The sequence below is a fragment of the Dechloromonas sp. ZS-1 genome (assembly GCF_039649255.1).
GTDB lineage: Bacteria > Pseudomonadota > Gammaproteobacteria > Burkholderiales > Rhodocyclaceae > Azonexus.
Genome location: NZ_JBDIYD010000013.1, coordinates 13261 through 34428, shown reverse-complemented (window position 1 = coordinate 34428; position 21168 = coordinate 13261). Strand labels below are relative to the sequence as shown.

7 protein-coding genes are annotated in these 21168 nt (G+C 56.5%); 1 reads left to right on the top strand and 6 read right to left on the bottom strand.

What is annotated here, in order from left to right; genetic code table 11:
* Positions 1-15: 15 nt before the first annotated feature.
* From AACO21_RS13785 to AACO21_RS13760, 6 genes are all read right to left on the bottom strand, one after another.
* The gene (locus tag AACO21_RS13785) at positions 16-2100 is read right to left on the bottom strand and encodes a UvrD-helicase domain-containing protein (protein ID WP_346193105.1); all 2085 of its coding nucleotides are present in this window, start codon (positions 2098-2100) and stop codon (positions 16-18) included.
* Positions 2091-8558 carry a DEAD/DEAH box helicase gene (locus AACO21_RS13780; RefSeq protein WP_346193104.1) on the bottom strand — a complete coding sequence of 2156 codons (6468 nt, stop codon included), beginning with the start codon at positions 8556-8558 and terminating at the stop codon, positions 2091-2093. The genes AACO21_RS13785 and AACO21_RS13780 overlap by 10 nt, the downstream gene beginning before the upstream one ends.
* Positions 8524-9477 (bottom strand): DUF3883 domain-containing protein, encoded by a 954-nt coding sequence (locus AACO21_RS13775; protein WP_346193103.1) that lies wholly within the window; start codon positions 9475-9477, stop codon positions 8524-8526. Before AACO21_RS13775 ends, AACO21_RS13780 begins: the two co-directional genes overlap by 35 nt.
* Positions 9477-14666, bottom strand: a complete 5190-nt coding sequence (locus AACO21_RS13770) for a class I SAM-dependent DNA methyltransferase (RefSeq protein ID WP_346193102.1) — start codon at positions 14664-14666, stop codon at positions 9477-9479. Before AACO21_RS13770 ends, AACO21_RS13775 begins: the two co-directional genes overlap by 1 nt.
* Positions 14667-14668: 2 nt before the next feature.
* Positions 14669-17623 carry a DEAD/DEAH box helicase gene (locus AACO21_RS13765; protein ID WP_346193101.1) on the bottom strand — a complete coding sequence of 985 codons (2955 nt, stop codon included), beginning with the start codon at positions 17621-17623 and terminating at the stop codon, positions 14669-14671.
* A gap of 415 nt (positions 17624-18038) precedes the next feature.
* Entirely contained in the window at positions 18039-18407 is a 369-nt protein-coding gene (locus tag AACO21_RS13760) for a DUF6471 domain-containing protein (protein WP_346193100.1), read from the bottom strand.
* A 73-nt stretch (positions 18408-18480) separates the two neighbouring features.
* Here AACO21_RS13760 and AACO21_RS13755 point away from each other — a divergent pair, with 73 nt between their 5' ends.
* Positions 18481-21159 carry a Mu transposase C-terminal domain-containing protein gene (locus tag AACO21_RS13755; RefSeq protein WP_346193099.1) on the top strand — a complete coding sequence of 893 codons (2679 nt, stop codon included), beginning with the start codon at positions 18481-18483 and terminating at the stop codon, positions 21157-21159.
* Positions 21160-21168: the final 9 nt, after the last annotated feature.

Below are 21168 nucleotides of genomic sequence, written 5' to 3'. Positions count from 1 at the left end.
ACTACCCCCATGTTATTACGGCATTCGCACCATCAGTGCTCCACGCTTGGCTCGTGTCAAAGCCACATACAGTAGTTTCCTGAAGCCTTCCGTATCCTCCGGTGCGCCCAGATAGCTAGCTGGGGTCACGACCACCACACAGTCAAACTCAAGACCCTTTGCTCGGTGCATCGTTGCCAGGTGAACAACATCTTGGGCTCCAGCGTGGTTACTCTGTGCGGTAATGGTGGTACAAGCCAGACCAGCTGCCTGTAGCTGCTGAGCTAGGCCATCACGAACTCGCTCGCTATGGCCGACTACGCAGAACGAGAGGCGCTCGCCATTCTCTGTTCGCCACTGTTTGACGAAGGAAATTGCCGCGGCAGCTGCGCCCTCAAGACCATCGACGCTGAGGATTTGTGGCGCTGGGCCGTGTGAAATGGACTTGTATCGGCGAGATTCATCATGCCCATCATCCAGGTCGTCGATTTCGCATCCTTCCAGCAGTGCAACTGCCTGACGCCGAATCTCATCCGTGGTCCGGTAATTCAGGTAGAGCTTTCTGGAGCGGCCACGAATGTCGATGCCACAGCGACTCATGGCAGCACGGTTCCTGCTGTAGATACGCTGATGCCCATCACCGACAAAGAATAGGTCATTCGGACCACCGGGAATCATTGCCCGTAGTAGTTTGAGCGCTTGGGGGCCAAAGTCCTGAGTTTCATCCACCACGATGGCCGCGTATTCCGAGCAGTCCCCACCTCTCGCGGCAATCATCTCTGCCACCTCTCGGTAGGCATCGTCGACTTCCTTGAGTTTTCGAGACGCAAGCTGGCCACGGTACTCTTCAAAAACTGCCCATACCGCGTCTCGTTTGGAACGGCTCAGCAAGACACCTCGACCCGTCCGTCGTGCAATTCGATACTGCTCAAGTGTCGTAATGCCCTGAGCCAGGACAACTTGCTCAAGCTCTTGCTCGTAGAACTGGTCGGAGAAGTCGAGCGTGGCTTCCTTGACCGCCAACGCTGAACGCCATGCTTGGAGCGCGGCATCCTGCTTGCGGTCATAAACGATACGGTGCTCGAACTTCTGGGCACGCATAAAACCATTTACCCAAGCATCCAGATTCTTGACCTCGATTTTCGCGAGCGTTTCCGGACTACACAGGGTTCGCAAATTGTCTTCAATATCCGTTGCCAAGTTCCGGGTGAATGTCGTCAAGAGCACCTTCTTCCCAGACAAGACTCGGTTCTCGGCGAGCCACTTGGCTCGGTGCATTGCGAGTACCGTCTTGCCTGTTCCGGCGCCACCCAGCACTCTAACCGGGCCACTACGGTCACTGGTAGACAACTTCTTCTGCGTCGGATGCAGGAATACTCGCCATTGCTGCAACGGTGCATTCATGATGGCCAGCATGGCTTCATCGTTATCGACGATGACGAACCGCGATTGAGACTCTGCCGTCGACAGTGCGGACGCATAGTCATTGGTGTCGACTGTGACGTCCACACGAGTTTCACGTGCCTGGAGCACTTGGTCGACCGTATCGCCGGCGGCAACCAGGAAGAGGCCCTCGTAGGCTTCGGCAGGAAGCTGAGCTTGTACAGCATCCAAGGCTTCTTCAGAACGCAACGAGCGGACAGTAGTCAGTAACTCCTCTGGCACCCCCAGGCTCATCAGGTCGGTGTCAGAAAGCGCTCCGAACAGTGGCGGCAAATCGGTAGGCTGAGTTGCCTCCGCAGATGGCGACTGAGGAGCCGAGGTTTGCTCAACCACTTGTTCCAGGGTGATGAGTTGCATTGCCCCGGTAACCGGATTGATGGTCAGCTTACGATTTTCTGCCCAACGATAAGCATCGTCGTGGTGAGCCACGAATAGCAGCACATAGACATCGCCAGTATCGGGCTTGAAAACAATGCCCCGCCAATCCCTATCGAGGCGAACTGATTTCAGATTCGGGTCCTTGGCACCTTGGATGTTCTCATAGTTGATGCCCGTACTTCTTGGGTCTGCCTGGAACTGGATTGCCCATTTCATGACCTTAGAGTGCACCGACACTGGCAGCTTGGCCAGCTGCAGAAGAAAGTCTTGGGCTAACGCAACCTTTGGTTTTAACTGCATGCTTCTTCCTTAATTTCGAGCGTCAATCCGAGTTTGGCGGCCACAGCCGATTCCCACGGTTTTTCAGCAATCATGGTCAGGCTGTCATCGAGTTCCAATACTTGCCAGTCTGCGGCAAGCCAGGCTTCGGCCAAGTCCATCTGGTCGGGGCGCAATACTGCGATTTGCTGAGTAGACCAGGCAAGTTCCGCATCAGCGAGAACCCTTCCTTTTTCGTCCGCGAGTTCAAGCCCCACTTCCGGTTGGACCGCTCCTGCACTGGCCAATGCCTTCAAACCATCACGCATGCTGCTACAGGCCTGCTCAAGCACAAATTGCCATGCAGCCAGGTTGGCTTCTTGGCCTAGTGCGCTTCCGCCCTTTGCCCCCGACAAACTGGTGAAGGTTAGAGCGTCGTAATCATGGGCATCCAGACCTGCCCCGGTAACCATCAACGTACCGGGCAGAAACTGGCTGGCATTAAATAGCTGCAACCAACGCCGCCAAGCAAGGTGTAGTGCTTCACCCTCTGTCGCACTGGTTTCATCCAGTACAACCGCCCCTGGTGCAGTCCACCCTGACTCGGGCGGCTGAGGCTTGGCCCAAGCCATGGGCCACCATCCAATGAACTTGCAGGCGCTATTAGCTTTCGAAAAGCTTGGAGCAAAACCATTCCCCGGTTCTCTTAGCGCCTCGGGCAATCGAGATTGCCACAAAGCCATGTCGCTCATACAGGCGGCTTTGTCTGCCTCGGTGGAGGGAATCATCAAAAAGCTCAGCCACAGGGCATTTCGCTGCAACTGAGCAACGGAAATATCCGACCCTGAAGCATCGTTACCGACGGCGAGCCAGTTGAGCAGACGTGCAATGGCGTTTTGGGTAAAGGCCTTTTCCTGGGCACGAGGTATATGAGCAGGTGCCTTACTACCATCATGGCGGGATAAAGCGACCAGTGGCGATTCCAGGTCACATTCCAGGCTGCCATTCAGCGCTGCTTTGACATCTTCATGAGTCACTGACCAGACCCATAAATGACCGCTACTGACAATCGCGCTGCGCTTCAACGCATCCTGTTGCATGCAGTGCTGATGGTCAGTCCAGCCATCACAGAAGACAGCCACAGGCTTGCGTTTAGAGGTAACCGACCATGGCCAAATGACGAAGTCAGGTTTACTCCAGACGCTCAGGTTGAATGCAGGTCCAATTTCGCCCTGCGGTTCGACGCGATATCGTTGGGTACCCACCTCGAGCACCCAACCAGACTTCCCGTTCACCACGTCCTGGACCAATTTGACCAGTGGCAGGCCACCGATACCACTCAGCTTGGTCAGGCTCTCGATGAAACGAGCCTCCAAAACCGAATCAAAGTTCGGATTGATGTAGATGTCGGAGATGGTCTCGACCCGTTCCAATTGGTTTAGGGAACCAACCAGTTCGGATAGAACGGCCTTCGCATTATCACGCGACACCAATTCCATGCTTCGGCCAAGGCGATACTGGTAAAGACAGCGGTAACAACCATCTTTTTCAGGGTCAGCGTTACAAGAGCACGATGTAACAGCTTCGAGCGCCATCGTCAGCACATCGGCAAGTGTTTTTGCATCGTGTGCAAGCAACTGATGCAGATAGCCGGTTCCACCCGGTACCGAGTCGTAGAGCATCACGTAATGCTTACGGGGACCGCCATCCTTTCCGGGTTCATCCTGCAGCACCATCCGCAGATGGTCCACCTTGCCACCGAAGCGACGCTTCAACCCTAACTGTAGGGCGGCCATGAAGGACTGGACCACCCGTTCGTCGACCCCGTTCTTGGTGTAGGGCACCAGGATACGCAAGGCCTCGGATTCGAACTCGCGATACAGATACAAGCACTCGAGCAGGTTAGCCGGGTCTTCATTCCCGTGCTTGGGGCAGTCAAAAGCGTGGATTTGCTCTGCCGAGCTCCCGTTTCTCTTGGCCGCCTTTTGAACCTTGCCGCAATGACGACACAGCCTGAAACCTGGGCGCGTCGAGTCCTTGTCCGCAACTTTGAAAGCTTCGCCCGGTTTGGCCATCTCTCCAAAGTTCACATCCCGGAAAGTGACCCGGGAAATGAATTCGAAGCCAAAAGGTAGAGCACCCGATGAAATCTTCCAGGCCTCGCGCACATTGCTCGGGAGAAAGTCTGCCATCAGCTGCCGAACGTAGTATTTCGGCTCTCGGTCATCGGCGCTATCGTCGATGCGAACCTCAGAGTCGTTGCTGTTGGCAATCGCCTGACGGAAGCGCAGCAAAGTACGGCGCTGTGCTGCATCCCCCCACATGGCATCCCCACAGCGCGGACATACGGCATGAGTGTCCTGCTCAATGGCGAGGTTTTGCATGTGATGGCAACTCGGACAGAAACGCCAGTCTTCTGTCTTCGCCAAATTCATGTTGATTTGGTCTACCTCTACGCGGCGCTGGTTGGCGTAGAAGCGGTTCTCAGGCGCAAACTCTGAGAGTGCCGACTGCGCCGGCCGCTCGTACTTCAGCGTCTTGAGCGTGACATAGGCCCCTTGGCCAGGCTCATCGGCACCGCGTTTCCGCCACAGAACAGATTTCAGTTGGACGCCCGCCTCGGGGAAAGCGTAATTCGGTATCAACCCCGCATCGGTTAGCGTACCGAGCAGGTCCCGCGAATCGATTTCCTTGATGAGCTCGAGTAGCTTGTCTCGCTCACGGAGCAAGTTATCGATGTCGGCCTTGGTTGCCTCATCTTGGGGCTTTTGCTTGAGTTGTTTGACGGCTTTGTCCAGCTCGTCCTTACGCTTCTTGTAGGCGCGTCGTTCCTCCAGCAGTTCCTCGAGTGCCTTCATCAGCCGAGTGCGTAAGCCATCGGCCTCTCCCTGGCCTTGCATGTAGTCCAGCAGCCGGCCACGAACGATTTCATCGACGTCACCATCGAGCAACTGCATGAAAGCATCGAAGAGCCGAATTTCATGGGTCAGAACGTAATCCCGGAAGACGTATGGGAAACGGTCCATCTTGGTCGCCTCAAGGGCGTCCAAGGCTTGCGATGTTCTGTCAGGAAGCGCATTAGGATTACTGAGACTGGCCACCCAGTCGTCCATGCAGAAAGCGAACAATTGCCGGCGGAGCACCTCCGCCGCCTGAAGGAACACTCCGGGAGGAGAAACCTCACCCGCAATCATCTCTTCCGTTTCGGCGAAGAAATACAGGTCGTGCGGGCTATTGCCATCGGCCAAGGTCGTGGTCATCGCATTGCCGTCACGGCGTCCAGCTCGCCCCACACGCTGCAGGAAACTCGCCTGATTCGGGGGAACCGAACAGAGCAGCACGGAAGAGAGGTCACCGATGTCCACACCCATTTCCAGCGTTGGCGTGGCTGAAAGCAAGTTCTCGTACCAGGGTTTGGGTTGCTTGTGCTTAAAGCGATTTTCCAATGCCTCGCGCACTGGGCGCTCCAATAGGCCAGTATGCTCAGCAGCAATCACCCGGCGGAGGTCGCCACGGCTGAAGCGTTGTGCCCACCAATCGGCAGCCTCCGGAATGAGTGCCTCATAAGATGACTCGACAGCATCCAGGCAGGGCATGCCGAGTAGAAAAGCCGCATCAACCTTCGGCACTGCCAGGCGCCGTTTGTAGCCATTGGTCGCGACGAAAGCCACTTCCCCGAACAAGGTCAGCGCATCAGGGTTCAGCGCAAGAGTGTCACCTTGATGATTCGTTGTTCTGATGAAAACACCCTCGGCAACCAGCAAGCCAATCACTTCCGCGTAGAGGTCGGCAGTCATTCCCTTGGCCAGCAACATCTGTCGCCCTAACGCGGCGCTGGCCCAGCGCTCATACCAAGTTGGGCGGCTCGTGCCGATGAGCTTGTCGAAATCGCGGTGTTTTCCCAAGGTGAGGAAAATGGGTCGTGGCGTGTTTTCGCCCATTTTGGGCAACCATTCGCGACGCCCACCAGTATTCGCCAGCGCATAGACATTTCCGTCAGCGACATAGCCGGTCAACTCGGGGTGCATCACGCCCCCCCGTTGGCGCATTCGGGTCAGCATGCCCCACAACCATTGGGCCAACGTGGTTTGCTCAAGGCCTCGGGCACCGAATTTTTCCCGGAACACAGGCAGCAAGAGGCTCGCCAGTTCATCAACCCGACTCCAGGGGACCGAGAGCACTGCCTTACCGATACGCTCGAGAGTACGACCGCGTTGGCTCAGGTAGGTCAGGTCGCTAAAGAGTTGCCACAACAGACGCTTCTTGACCTTTTTGGGCAAGTGGCTGGCGCTCGGCAAATGCTGATGTTGCTGTAGTTCAACGGACCAATCATGCAACCAAGCCATGTTGGGGCCCAAAAACTCGGAGACCAGTTTCTCCGGCGGCATGTGGAGCACAGACTTCGCATTATCAAAACGCGCTTCGGCTTGTTGCAGGAAATGAGACCAGGCCAAAGTATCCTGGCTGAGCTCTTCCCTCAGCTCATCAATCACATGAGCCCAGGCCGTACGGACATTGTTCTGGTAGGTGCGGGCACCAAAGAAGCCTGCCCGATGTGCCGCGTCCTGTACCGAGTCCGAGAAGGCAATCAGCTTCTTATCGTCGTTGAAAATGCTCGCCCAACTGCTTTCCACCACCTGCGAGCCCAACGTGGCATTACGTGCGCCCAGAAGCAGCAACTCACCCCGCTCGCCACAGGCAGGGCATGTTTGGTCGTGACGCGTGTATTGAGCCTGTCCGACAACCTGCGTTTGTTGCGCTGTTACGCGATAAATCGCCAGCATTTCCTGGTGCCCGCAGGCGAGGCAGGTATCTTTCGCCTGTTGCACATTGCCGCAAGCGACGCAGACATGCTGTTCGATGCCATCGACTTGGGAGCGCCCAATGCTATTAGCCGCATAGAAACGAGCAGCCTCGGGGCGCCGAGAGAACCAGGTGTTGTAGATTTCTTCGAGGTTGGTCGAAAGCTTGTTACTCCCCTGCACGAGCCGGGAAAGCCAACCAGTTGTGCGACATTGGCTGCATTGCACCATTGGCAAATACACGCCATCACGCTCCCCTGGTAGGTCTCTTTCGCTACGCAGTTTTACCTCGCTGGGGTCAATCGCGAGCTTACCCACCATACGACGAAGTTCTCGCACCCAAAGCTGAAGCCGCAGGGTGACCAGTGGCTGACCGCCTTCTCGTTGCGCCCAGGCGACCAAGACCAGCAAGGCATCAACGACCTGGCGAATTTGCGCTGCACTGGCCGCTGGCATGTTCCGGCCAAAGGCGTCGACCAGACCCTGATAGTGAGCCACGCCGCCTTTGAGGAACTTCAGCAAATTGACGAATAACTGGTGGCGCTTGAGTAGCTGTCCTAGCTCCAGACGCCATACCGGGTCATTCACATCATCCGGTTGTGCTTCTTCGGGGAAAAACAATCCAAACCAAGCCGCTACTGCGGCCGCAGGTGAGGCGTATTGCGTGGGTTCCAGCTTGTCCGCCCATTCCGGGTGAAAAGCGAACATAAAATCCACGGTGGAGTCTTCCAGAAACACGCCCACAGACTGGCGGTTTTCTGTGACCACAGATTCCGGCTCGAACGGCACACCGAAAACCTGGCGGGCATACTCCCGCAAGGGGCTCGTGTCTGAGCTACCGCCCAGCGTTGCCGAGGTCCCGGCACAAATCAGATGGTTCGGGTCAATCTTCAGACGGGCACGAAGACGACGGAGAAGCAGCGCAAGGTCGGTACCTTGAGCTCCATCGAAAGTGTGCAGTTCATCGACCACCACGTAACGCAGGGTTGTTGGCATGTTGGAGGCCCACAGCTGGCGGTCCTTTGGACGCAGCATGAGGTAATCCAGCATTTTGTAGTTGGTCAGCAGAATGTCGGGCGGATGCTTCCTCAATGTGTCGCGGTCGGTAATGACACTGGTCGGCGTCATCACCATCCCTTCGCCCGGAGCATTGCCATTACCGCCGACATACAAACCTACCCGCAACCCAGCAAACGCCGGAACGCTGGATACCAAGTGGGCAATACGTCGAGCCTGGTCGGTGGCCAAGGCATTCATCGGGTAGATGACCAATGCCTTGATACCGGCTTCACCTGTCTTTCGCGCCCTCGCACAGTGGTCCAAAACGGGATAGAGGAAGCATTCGGTCTTGCCGCTACCGGTACCGGTAGCCACCAAGGTATTTGCAGCAAGATGTTGGCTGGATAAGCGCTGCCAGGCATGCTCCTGGTGGCTGTAGCCTGGATACTCCGTTTCGAATGCGGAAAAGAATTTTTTGCCAGCGGTACCGGGCACGAAGGGCAAACCGACCTGCACATAGGGACCTTTGAGCCAAGCTTCCTCTTCTTGGACGAAGCGGCTCATCAGCCCATGCATGAATGGGTCTGCCGGCTCATATGCAGCCACGAGGAACTGTTTGAGGCTGGTCTGAATATCCTTGGCGAGAAGTGAAGGCAGCATTGGCTTACTCGTCTGAATGCAGCACTGAGTCTGCAACACGCCAAATGACTGGCGTCATTTGCTCCTCAGCAATTCGTTTCGTGGGGTTACACATTCGCTTTTCAATTCTCCCGCCCCCTTGGCTGTCAAGAACTACGCGATATAACCAACCCCGTTCGCCAAGTTCCGCCAGAACAGAGCGCTCATTGGCTGTGAGGAAGAAGTCGTTACCAGAGCGGGTGGTGCTCTTCACCTCGATGCAACGCTCTTCACCAGGCCAGGTCGACTCGATGTCGTAGCCTCGCCCGACATCGCTCGTTGCAACGCGATGTACGTAGCGCTCAGGGTCCGGGCAGCCACGGTTTTTCAGGCGTGCTAATTCATCTTTGATAACCAGCATTTCTCCGGCACGGCCCACTTCGCTCTGGCGTTCTAAAATCGCAGCGAAGTCCTCCTCCGTCAGCCCAGAGCGGATTCCCTTGCGCGGCTCAATGGGCGCTAACCCACTGACCGATAGGGCATGAGCTTCGGTCAATCCTTCGCCGCTATCACCAAAAAAAGCAGCCAGCACCGAATCAACATCTTCAGGCACAAGCTTCAGCTTCAGCACCTCGTTCGTTGATGAAGGACGGAGATAAGGCGAATCCTCAATACTCGCCGAAGGATTGCCATCGCGAGGATAGACCTTGGTGACCTTATCGGCAGAAATAAGGTCTCTTAATCGCTTGCCGTCACACGTTCTGTCGCGCATGTAGAGCGTAATGTCGCGTTTATTCAACGGAACTCCGACCTCTGCATTGTCGTAGCGAGGAAGTTTGACAACCAAAACCGGCGCCCTACGGTCTGGGTTGTGGCCGGATTCGTGAAATTCGGTTGCGCCGTAGCGTTCCTCTAGCAACTGTATGGCTTTAAGGACGCCTGCAGCTACCGATTGGCTGAGGTCGGCGAGTGTGCGTTTCTTTCGGCTTATCGCTTTCATCAATTCTTCTCGAAAAATGACCAGGCGATGCGGTAATCCTCTTCCCGGTTGGCACGGGCGAAGGGGGCGGTGTAGGTTCGCTCGACGGTGCGGGGGCCTCCGGGGAGGGTGTCGTCGGTGACCCATTGGGTAATAACAGTGCCGTCGGGCACTTTTGGGGTGCCGCCCTGCTTCACCGTGGCCTCATCCGCGCCTTCGGTGGGGTAGGTCCACAGGTCTTCCCAGCCGAAGTTGCCTTCGCGGACCTCGCCGTCAGGGGTGGTGATGCGGGTTTTTGGGGTGCCACGGCTACCCTTGCGTGCTAGGCCGACGCCAACCAAGCCCTTGCTGTTGGTGAAGACGATTCGGCCCTTAATGTCGTACCAGGTGTCGCGCTCATAGCCCTGCATCACCGGGAACTGCACGCGATAGATGAGGAGCAGTTCGTCCAGCGTGAGGCCGAGGGCTTGGGCAACTAGGGCGTCGATTTCGACCAAGGCCATCCGGCGGGCGTAGTCGCTGCGTAGGGCGCAGTCACGAGTCCAAATGCTGGTCAAGTTTTGCCAGAAGTCCTGCTGTAGCCGCAGGTTTGTGGGCTGACTCCAACGCTGGTCGGCGAAACTTACCTCATAGACTACCTCCCAAAGCCCCTCGTATGCTCTAGTAAGAGAATTGAGAGCCATGACCCTCGAACTCAGTGATACTGGCAGCGACTCTGGTTTTAGGACAAACATCGACTCAGCAGTATCGCTGCCAAAATTTTGTTTGCCTGTTGTTTTTACAAGGAAGTCAGCAGGAAGAGACAACCAGGATGCGGTCGCCGCCAAAAGCTCGCGAACCTCAGCAAATCCAAATGAAACAGCTCCGTCCACATGTGTAACATAGGGTGGAATGATTGACGGGGCTAGAGTTCTTTCGCCTGAAGGTGGAATCATTTTTCGGCAAGTTAACCTATACAGGCTTGCAAGCTTTACTGGCTGCAATTCTCCACTTTCAAGCCATGTCGCATCTGCACTCCCAGCAAGAAAATCGCTCTCATTAAGAGCTGGAAGATAATTTCCACGTGGAATGTAATTATCAGGTATTAACTCTAGGTCAATGGCATCGAAGTGGCCATTTGCGGTGCAGACAACTCTAGGGCATTTATAAAATGGATTTCCGAGATAAATATTAGGCCCGGAAATTACTGATTGCATTGGATTGTCAGGAAATACGTTCTCGCCAACACCGCGTCTGCGAATATATCCATCTCTCTGTGAAGAGTGTTCGTGCCAGCTTGTGGATGGTGTTTGACAATGCTTTCCCTTAAGACACCTCAGCCTTGAAGGAAAGGTTGCAAGTTTCTTTAGGACACTTGCTATTGCGCGGGCATGCAGCGCCGGTAGACGGGCTCGACGTGGTGGTGTTCCGGGTTCGTCATAAAGCTCTGCAAAAACTGCAAGTGCCGCCTCATCAACATGAACGATACGGTCACGATGTCCGCCCGTGTTCCATTGTCCTAAATCGCTTTTGATACCACCTACCAAGCCACCTCCTTCATGCTGGTAACAAGCATCTACAGTGGGCGGTGAAAATAGATTGGCGAGCTGGTCAAAATTCGGCTTATTTCTCTCAGGGCCATAGATGTTCACACTGTACTTAGTTAAGTGATGAACTTCGGCAAACAACGACAATTCATTAATGAACTGAAAATGCCTCCTTAACCGTGCGTACAGCGCTTCACGCAGCGTACCGCCCTTCGGGTCATCATATGGTCCCTCCGGATGTAGTAGCCCTGTAACACCGTGGCAGCTATTTAAACTCCACGCCAAAGGCATGAAGCACTTGTAGAGATTGGTCTGAACGCCCTTTAAAAGCGGATAATTCTGCACCGCATTGAGAAAATTCTGTGTACCTTCCGCCTCCTGCAATTCTGCGGTCCACGCCGCCTGTAGGCCAAAAAAGTCCTCGAAAGCCTGTGCGCGCAGTTTGGCTAGGTCGCTTGCGCTGATTTTCCGTACCGCGAACACTGGGTTCTTCTCGCCCAGAATGCCAGCCTCGTTCCATTCCACCTTGAGCCAGGGTGGATTCCCCAAAATCAGGTCGAAACCGCCGCGTTGCAGCAATACGTCTGCAAAACACAGCTCCCAGTGCAGGAAACGCTGGCTGGCGGCCACCGCTTCGACCTGCTCAATGCGTGGGAAGTGCTGACGAAGCTTACTGATACGCAGCTGGCCAAACTTGTCATGTAGGCTGGCGCCGGCAGGCTGGTTGGCAAGGCTGGGCTGTTGGGCGCTGAATAGGTTGCCCTGCACCTCTGGTAGGAGTTGCTGGGACGCGGCTGGCTCCATGAAATCTAGCCCCCGCTGGGGGGCGAGGTCGACTACGTTGCCTTCTAGGATGGCCCCAACTTCCAGCCACCATTCCTCGCGGCAGGGCAGCTCGGCGCTACCAGTGATGGGCCAGAACCAAAGGGCACACCAGTAATCCATCACCAGCTTCAAGCGGCGAAATGGAGTGGCATAGTCGCCGTCTTCGTTAAACAGCCCAGCACGTCGAATGGCTTCCTTCTGGGCGCGGGTAATGGCATCAGCTGGGATATTTCCCCTAGCATTCAACTCATGAGGCCAGAGGTTGAGTGCGTCTTCGGTGCGCTCGCGGTCACGAGCAAGCGCTCCTATATGTTCCTGCCACAGCACCTGTACTTGCGCACTCAGCTGCTGCAAGCGGGCGACCTCGTGATGCTCCAGCGGGCGCGCAAACTCCTTGCGCCACTTCTTGAGACGCTCGAAGTCTTCCGGATAGAGTGCTTTGGCTGCCTTGTCGATGTAGTTGGCCATGCCCGGGTCGGGAAGTAGGAAGTGCCAAATTTCATCCGGCTTCCGGGGGGCTTGCAGGGTGACGCGGCGCGGCGGCTCCTCATGCCAAGCCGGCTTGGCGCCCTTTTTGAGAGTTGCAGCGTTGAAGACCTGATGGCGGGCGCCGATGAGGCTGTTGCCGGCAAAGAGTTGATAGCCGAACCAGGGCACACGGGCTGGCAGCGGCAGCCCCTGGGCGTCGGTGACTGGGTTACCCTGTTCGTCCAGCTCGCCATATATGGCGTTGAGCCATAGGGAGACTTCGGCCAGCTCCACCGCTACCGGGTTCAAGTCCACGCCAAAGACGTTGCGGTCGGCGAGGTACATGCGCACCTTTTGCAGTTCCTGCGGATAGCGGTCGTGAGGGATGCGACGGCCGAGTTCCTGTTGCTTTTTCTCAAGATAGGCTTCGGCAAGCTGGTTGACCGCCTCGTTCAAGAACGCCGCGCTGCCCATGGCGGGCTCGCACACGGTGAGGTTAAGGATGTCATCGGCCTGTTTCACCCGGCCGTTTTCCGGGGACAGCAGTTCCTTCAGCGCGTATTTGACCAGGCACTGAGTGAGCACCTGCGGGGTGTAGTAGCTGGCGCTCTTCTGGCGGTCGCGGCCAGCCAGCCGATAGATGAAACTGCCTTTGGGGTACATACGCAGCTTTCGGTGACCGGATTCGGTGGTGTCATACACCCGCTCGTCTTCAGTGTATTCAGAGAGGCGGCTGGCGGGCACGAACCAGGCGGTGTCGAGCTTGTCGGCATCCGAGGCTGAGCTGGCACCCTTGCGGCGACCGCGACCGCCACCATCGTCGGACTCGTTGTCGCTGCTCTCGTCGTTCCCTTCGTCGTCGCTGTCAGTGCCCTCATCCTCGCCTGCAGCGGCGTTGCTCTTCTTGGGCGCGGGCTTGACCTCGTAGAGGTCATCGGACGCGAAGAAGCCACGGTAGCTTAGCAGCGCCTCATAGACCGCGCCCAGCTGGTTGATGGAGAGCAGCTGGTAGCTGACACGGCCACTGCGACGCCCTCGGCCTTGGCCACGGGTTAGCGACATTAGGCGGATGACGGTCTGCCAAATATGGTTGTGGAAGCGGACTTTGCCCAGCAGCGGCAGGGTGTTGTCGTCGAAAAGGCGGCTATCCAGTGGCGCGAGCGCGAAGGTTTCGCGGGCGCCAGCGACCGTATTGCTGCTACCAGAACTCAGCGCATGCTGTGTGGGGCCGCCCAGGCCAGTGCCTTCGGCCACCAGCTTGAAGAGCCTACGCAGGGTAGCGTCGAAGTAGAAACCCTCTCGGGCGTGAGGCGTGGTAAGCGGCTGCATCTCGAGGTCGCGCAGGCTCTCCAGGCTGTAGCCCTTAAGGTAAATCTCGCTCTTGCCTATGGGCACATAGCCGAGTTCTGGTCGGGCTTCGATGTAGAACATGAAGAGCAGGCGATAGACCAGGCGCAGGCATTCCAGGCTGAGGTCGCCGGCATCGAGCTGGTCCTTGCCGCTGAAAAATCCCTTCTTGGCCTCGGCTGCCTGCTCGCGCAATTGACGAGCAGCCTCGTTGCCGAGTAGCTCGATGGCTTCACGCAGGGCGTACTTGAGGTCTTCGCTGACACCAAAGGCATGCTTGTGAGCATTCTCATCCAGGCTCTCCAGAAGGCTGTTGCCTTCGCCGGGAGCGAGGCAGTCCTTGTGCAGCAATGCGGCGCAGGCCTTGAGGGTGTCGGCATCCTTTCTGTCGAGGATGTCCGCCCAGTTGAAACGCAGTGCCCGGTTGTTCGGCCACTTGTAGCGGTCGAGAAGCAGCCATTCATCCAGCCCGCAGAGCAGCACATAGCGCGGCGGGGTATCAGCGCCGAAGACGGCGTCCGAGAGCAGGTCAGCCCAGGTTTCACCATGGAGGGCTTGCGGCACCTGTTCGCCACCGTAGTGCAGACTCAACAGCTTGTGGTCTAGCAGGTCTTCGTTTTCAGCGCCAGGTTGGTAGGCCGGGAGAATGGCGAGCTGCGGTAGTTGCAGCTGCCAGAAGGGCAGCGGTTGGCCTACGGCGAGTTCATGCAAAGTTGGCTGTTTGCCTGGAGCCATGTGGCCAAGCGCTTGTAGTAGGCCAGACTGAAGCTGGGTGAATAGCCTCCAGCGTTCCGCAGCATCTCCGGCACGCTGCAACTGACTACGCAAAGAGAACCATTTTTGTGCCCACGACTGAAGGCGCTTGTGCGGGGCACGATACCGCTCATCCTCAGACTCCGTAGATTGGCCAACCTCCACGGCCTCCCAGGCATCGAGCCGGGCCTTGATGTCGCCTCTAAAGACTTCGGCAAGGTAGTGATGGCTATAGAACTCGTTCTCGTTGGTGATTCCAGCGAAGGTTTGAACAGCATCGAGTACGGGCATGGTCAGGCTCCAACAACAGCAGAGGATGAGCAGGGATTGCAGACAGCGGCGAGCACCTGAATCCACGGTTGGGGCTCAGTGGTCAGGGTGTCTTCCACCCAACGCCGGTAGTCGTCGAACACGCGATGGATGTCACGGCTACGTTGTTCGAAACGGCCACGCCTGACGGTTTCAAGCTGTTTTTCCAGGTCAAGACTCAGCTGCTCCAATTGACGACCTTGCAAGCGCTGGAGGTCGGCCAGCGTTCCTTCAAGACGCAGGGCAAGTTGTGCCGAGAAATCTGCCTGCTGCTTGACCATGTGCTCGTGCATGGCTCGTACCGCAGCAGGCAAGGCGCTTTGCATGCTCTGAATCATTGCAGCCAGTTCTGGCGTTTGCCCACGGTTTGGCAAACCAGCTGCCTTGAGGCCTGCTCGAGCAATAAAAGCGTCAAAAGGCTCAAGGGCGAAGTTTCCTTGTGCTACCCGAGTAGCTACTTGCCAATCGACGAGCATGGGCTGCCCCTTGCGATTGGGAACGAGGCTCATGAGAATGAAGGCCTGTTCGCCGGCCGCAAGCTTCGGGCTTTGCAGAAGCGGCGCACGATGGCGGCCAAAGTGGGTGAGCACTCGGTCACCCAGCCATTCGATGATGGGATGCTGGGGCCAGAGGTAGTGGAGCTTTGGCCAGGTATCTTCCTCGGCTCGCGCCTGGCGGGCAGTTTCAATGGCCTCCATCATCCGCTTGGGGTCGGCGCACAGCGCATAGTGGTCGCTGTCGGCCTGAGCTTCGCGTGGCAACTGGCGGAGTCGGTCCTGAAGGTCAAGCGGAGCCGTAAGCGCGATGAGTTTCTCAGCTTCTTCAACAGACCACTGACACAAAGTTTGCCCTTGATTGAGCAGGGTCAGTGCAGTCTTGGCATAGTGGAAATCACTGTCGAAAAGCGAGGCAGGCTCGGCGATATGGTCAAGGCTAATGCCGGCAGGCAATGCAGGGTTGGCATCGTCCGCAGATGCTTCTTCTCCACCGAAGAGACTCATCAACCAATCGCCGTCGTTGTCAGTATCCGATTCAGCGGTCTCATCCAAAGTTGCTTCGACTTCTTCTGCGCTGAGGCCTTCGGCCATGAAGTCAGCAACTTTTTCGGCTTCCTTGTCCGGGTCGAAGACGTTGAGAAAGGCCGAAGGGTCGCCGAGGTTGAAGTTGGCCTGCTCATCCTTCCGTTCGAGGATTTCCAGTATTCGCAGGTCGCCCTTGATTTTCTCGTTCTCAGCTTCAGTGAAGAGATAGACGATGTGTGGCTGATGTTTCTGACCATAGCGGTCGACGCGGCCATTACGCTGCTGGAATACCATCAGCGACCAAGGCAGGTCGAAATGCACCAGCCGGTGACAGAAGTAGTGCAGGTTGAGGCCTTCGCTGGCAACGTCGGAGCAAAGCAGGATGCGTAGCGGGTCGTCGAGACGGCCAAAGCGCTCGACCAATTCCTGCTGCTCTGTATCAGCCATCTGGCCGTGCAGCAGCTCAATCTGATTGGATTTGAGCTTTAGGTCGGTCGTGAGTTGTTCGCGCAGCCAGCGCAATGTCTCGATACGCTCCGAAAAGATGACCAAGCGGTCTTCTGCATTTTTAACCTCCCAGCCGAACTCGGGGGACTGCAGGTGTTGCTTGAGGCGCTGGTATTTGCTGAACTGGCTCGCTACAGGGTCAGTGGCAAGCGGAACCAGGTTGTTTTCGAAGTAGCGTAGTGCCTCTACCTCGTTAAGTTCTTCAACCGTTGGGCTGCTCTTGGCTTCCAATAGCCCGATGCGCTTACGGGTAGATTCCAAGGCGGCTGCCGGACTGGAGAACAGTGCCTTCTGCATGGCGATACGCTGCAGTTCCTGTTGCTTGCCGGCCTTGTGCTGTCCTCCCTGGGTAAATGGGATATCCAGTAGGGCACGGTAAGCGGCTTCCTCCTGCGCACTTGCCGGCGTGCGCAGGCAGGAGGTCACACGCTCCTGAAAGTCCGCACTAACCTGGTCGCGGATGTCTTTCTTGAATCGACGGATAACCAAGCCTTTGCTGCGGAAATCATCAGGCGTGTAATCGTCCGGGTCAGAAATGGCTGTAGGGTCGAGCAAGCTCATGAGCGAGGCAAAACTTCGCGCAGAGCCATCATGGGGCGTCGCCGAGAGCAACATCAGGGTATCAGAGCGGGTGGCCAGCAACTTGGCTAACCGTGCCCGGCGCGAGAGGCCCGACTCACCAGCACGTGCAGCAACGTTGTGGCATTCATCAATAACGATGATGTCCCACCAGGCGTTCTCGAGATAGTTGCGGTACTCGAGGTTGCTCTTGAGTGTGTCGATGGAAATGATGCTGCGGTCGAAGTAATTGAACGGGTTGTGATTAGCCGGGATACGGTTGCGCACCCGCGCGAGGCCCACAGAATCCAGGCGTACCAGCGGGATAGAAAAACGGCTCCACCACTCCTTCTGGAACTGGGTAAGCATGGCTTTCTGTGTCACCACCAGGATGCGCTTGCCCCTGCCACGCTGAATCAGCTCCGTAGCCAGAACACCCGCTTCAAGTGTCTTACCCAAACCAACCGCATCCGCAATCAAGATTCGCGACCGTGGCTGACGCAGGGCCTGCAGCGCCGGGTCAAGTTGGTAGGGCACCAGGTTCATCACCCCTCGATGGCCAAGGTGGACTTTGTCGTCATTGGCGACATTACGTCTGCGCAGACTTTCCAAGTAAAGGATGCTCGCGTTGTAAGCAGGGGTGGTGTCCGGAACAAGCTCGGTTTTCTCAGGGTCAAGGACCGCTATCTCATCTTCGAGCGAAGTCAGGAACAAGGCTGATTGGCTGCGGACCAGTTCGGAGATGCCATCACAAGTGAGGAGCCAGCCACCATCTGTGGCGGGGTCGATGCGGCGGATAAGCCATTCTTCGTCGCGAATAACGACGCGTGAACCTGGAGCGAAGGGAAGCATGAATCAAGCACAAATAGGGGGGGGAACACACAGGGGGCGCGAAATTGCGAAATACCGGTCTTTTAGCCCGCCTTGGCTAAGCCCGAATATTAATTCGGAAGAGTCTTATATGTCATTAAATCAACAACTCGGATAGCTGGTGTAATGGCTCGAGATTGCAGAGCAATAGGCGCTTTCAATATTCCACTTAGGCAATTCTTGTTATATCGTGGACCCACGGCATAGGCCTACCGAGTATACGTTTTAAGCCTGTTGATGGAGAGCATGGTCTCCAGGGCGCCATTTTGTGAACGGACCACAAAATGGAGGCTTGGAGATGGGGAGCTGTAAAAAATCAGCGCTGAAGCACATAAAGACGCTTCAAAACCATTGCTGTACAAGCTTCTCCGGGTATTTTACTAGGCATTTTTGCCAGCTAAACGGTGGACTTGCTTCCAGATGTTGGAACCAGCTTGGTCGCCTCAACAACGTCCGCACCGTTTCCCAAAACCGACAGGCAGGCCAGCAAAAATCCTGCATTGAAATTGCCGCGATTGATGCGCCGGTTGATGGTCGGCCCATTCCCTCTGATGCCCACCGCATTCAGGGCTTCGGCCAATTCCCGGTAGCCCCATGCACGCTGCTTCATTCCCCGCTTAATCAGCAGCTCAGCCTTGAAGCCCCATTCGTCCATCACTTGGGACTGGGGTTTTACGTCGCCTGCCTTGGCATCGAGCGACAGCGGGCGTCCTTTACCTACACTCATTTTCAACGGCATGACTTGCTGGGTTACGCGGATGAACAATTAAAGTCAATTTTGTCACATCTCGCCTCAGGCTACCTATACCTCAGACCCAACTACTTTGAGGTAACAGTAAATGCTTGAGAATTCCCAGCGGGAGCAACTGCTCGACCGCCTTGGGCTTCCTATTGCCGGACGGCGTTTGGTCCTTGATGCAGCCAAATATGCACCTGTACGCCAGGTGAGTTCGAAAGGCGGCGGTAATGTCATCACGCCATACCAGAGCCGCAAAATGCAGCGGACGGTCGAAACCGAAAGCCGGCATTTCGAGTTCCCGGCGGCTGTCAGCTTTGAGTACGACCTGGACGTACTCGAATACTACCCTCAGCCTTGCCAGCTGAAATTCGAGGTTATCGATGCGGACGGTGAAATCCACAAAATCGACCATATCCCTGACTACCTTGTCATTGGCGAGCATTCGGTCGTTCTCGAGGAGCGCAAACCCTGGAGCAAGCTGGAGAAACTGGCGGCTCGTTATCCCTGGCGTTACCAACTCGACCCCGATGGCCGTTGGGTGGCTCCACTCATCGAGCGTTGGCTCGCCGAGCGCGGAATTGGTTATCGCCTCCGAACCGAGCGCGATATTCCACAACGCCGTATCGAAAACATCCTGCACCTTGAGGATTACCTCGACCCGGCAGCGCCGCCATGTCCGGTTGATGTCGCACAAAGCATCCATGCCGCACTGGCCGAGGATGCAGTCCTCTATCTGGCCGAACTGTACGAGAAACTCAATTGCCGTTCGGACGATGTCTTCAAGCTGATTGCCGACGGACTCCTGGTCTCCGACATCGATGTCGCTCCGCTTGAAGACCCGCACCGTTGTCGGGTTTTCCGTGACACGGCCGTACGGGAATTTGAGCACGCACGTTTACGCCCTGTTCCCCAAGCCATTCCCGGCGTGGTTGACATCCGTATCGGCGCACGTGTGGTCTATGACCAACAGACCTATACCATCGTGATGGTTGGGGAAAGCAAAGCAGTGTTGCAATCCGACGATGGCAACAGCGTCGAAATTGCATTGGATACCCTCGAGCGCCTGGCCTTGAACCTAGACCTGGCAGCCAGCGGCAAAGAGCAGTCTGAACCCATCCGCCTCTCTGATTTCACGGAGGAGGAACTCAAAATTGCGCTGAGCCGGATGAATGGCTTGGAAAACGTCATCAATCCGAACCGCTCACAGCGCCGTCACTTGAAGGCCCTGGCCATAGCCAAACTGACTGGGACCGACGAACTGGTTGCATTGGTTCCACGGTTGCGCCATCGAGGCAACCGCATTCCACGCCTCGACGAAGCCCAAGAAGTGGCAATGCAAGACGTCATCCGGGAACACTATCTCACCAGCGCTGCCCGCAATGCTAAGCACACGCATCTTCAGCTCAAGGTTTTGTGTGCAGAGCGTGGAATTGAGGCGCCGTCGTATCCGACGCTGATTGCCCGCATCAAGGGGTTGTCACAGCAAACCGCAGACAAGGCTCGTCATGGCAATCGCGTCGCCTATCAAAACGGGGAGTTTGTCCATGTTCTGTATGCCGACACGCCGCCGCACGGTTCCAGATTCTTGCAGTACGTGCATATGGACCATACGGAACTGGACATTGAGCTGATTTCGCTCAAAACCGGCAAATGCCTGGGCCGTCCTTGGCTGTCGCTAGCGATTGATGCCTATACCCGCAGCATCGTCGGCATGTACCTGAGCTTTGACCCGCCATCGTATCGTTCGAACATGATGCTTTTGCGCGACATTGTTCGACGCAATCGCCGGTTGCCACAATTTATCGTGGTCGACAACGGCGCCGATTTCCGCAGCCAGGATTTCGCCCGCTTTGCCGAGTTGATGCGTATCCATGTCCGCTATCGGCCTGCCGGCCGTCCCCGCCATGGTGCGGTGATGGAGCGCATCTTCGGGCATGCGCACACCGAGTATGTGCACAACCTGGCCGGGAATACCAAGGCTACAAAGAAGGTTCGCCAGACCACAGGCAAATTTCTGCCGTCCCGACTCGCCGAATGGTGTCTCGAGTATCTGTATTACGGCTTGGAATACTGGGCGTTCGAGTATTACGACACGGAAATCCATTCAGCCTTGGGCATGACACCACGTGAGGCCTGTGAGCGCAGTTTGCTCAATGCCGGTCAGCGCTCCCACCGGATTGTTACGCTGACCCGTGACTTCCTCATCCTGACTTGCCCAACGGTAGGTCGCCGCGGAGAGCGGAAAGTCGACCGGCAGCGAGGCATCAAGGTTCACAACCATTTCCACTATTGGTGCCCGGAACTGCGCGACCCGAAGCTGCACGGCAAATACGTCCCTGTGCGCTATGACCCCTGGGATGCGTCGACCGTTTATGTCCAGATTAACAAGCGCTGGTTTGCCGCCCAGTGCAAGGCCCTGGTCGGTCACGGCCAGATGACAGAAAAGGAGCGTGAGCTAATTGCGGACGAACTGTGCGGCCGTTTGCCCCTGGCGTATGACGAAGAACCGTCACCCCAGAGGCTCAAGGAATTTCTGCGCATCTTCACGCCGGCGGGGGCCGCCAAGTTGGCCTTCGAGCGCCAACAGGAGAACCGCGAACTCTACGAGCACATCGGCCTGGGCGCCATCACGCCCCCGACGTATCAACCGCAGCTCCGCCATCAGACCTCTGCGACCGTTACCGACATCAACATCGAACCACGGGGCAGCTATGCACCGCTCCCGTCATCTGTTTGCAGCTCTGAGCAACCGGACGACCTGGAATTCGAGACCTTCTAATTTTGCATC

Coding starts and splice junctions, on each gene's coding strand:
- AACO21_RS13785 (WP_346193105.1), bottom strand. CDS start 2,100: ATGCAGTTAAAACCAAAGGTTGCGTTAGCCCAAGACTTTCTTCTGCAG.
- AACO21_RS13765 (WP_346193101.1), bottom strand. CDS start 17,623: ATGCTTCCCTTCGCTCCAGGTTCACGCGTCGTTATTCGCGACGAAGAA.
- AACO21_RS13775 (WP_346193103.1), bottom strand. CDS start 9,477: ATGAAAGCGATAAGCCGAAAGAAACGCACACTCGCCGACCTCAGCCAA.
- AACO21_RS13770 (WP_346193102.1), bottom strand. CDS start 14,666: ATGCCCGTACTCGATGCTGTTCAAACCTTCGCTGGAATCACCAACGAG.
- AACO21_RS13755 (WP_346193099.1), top strand. CDS start 18,481: ATGCTTGAGAATTCCCAGCGGGAGCAACTGCTCGACCGCCTTGGGCTT.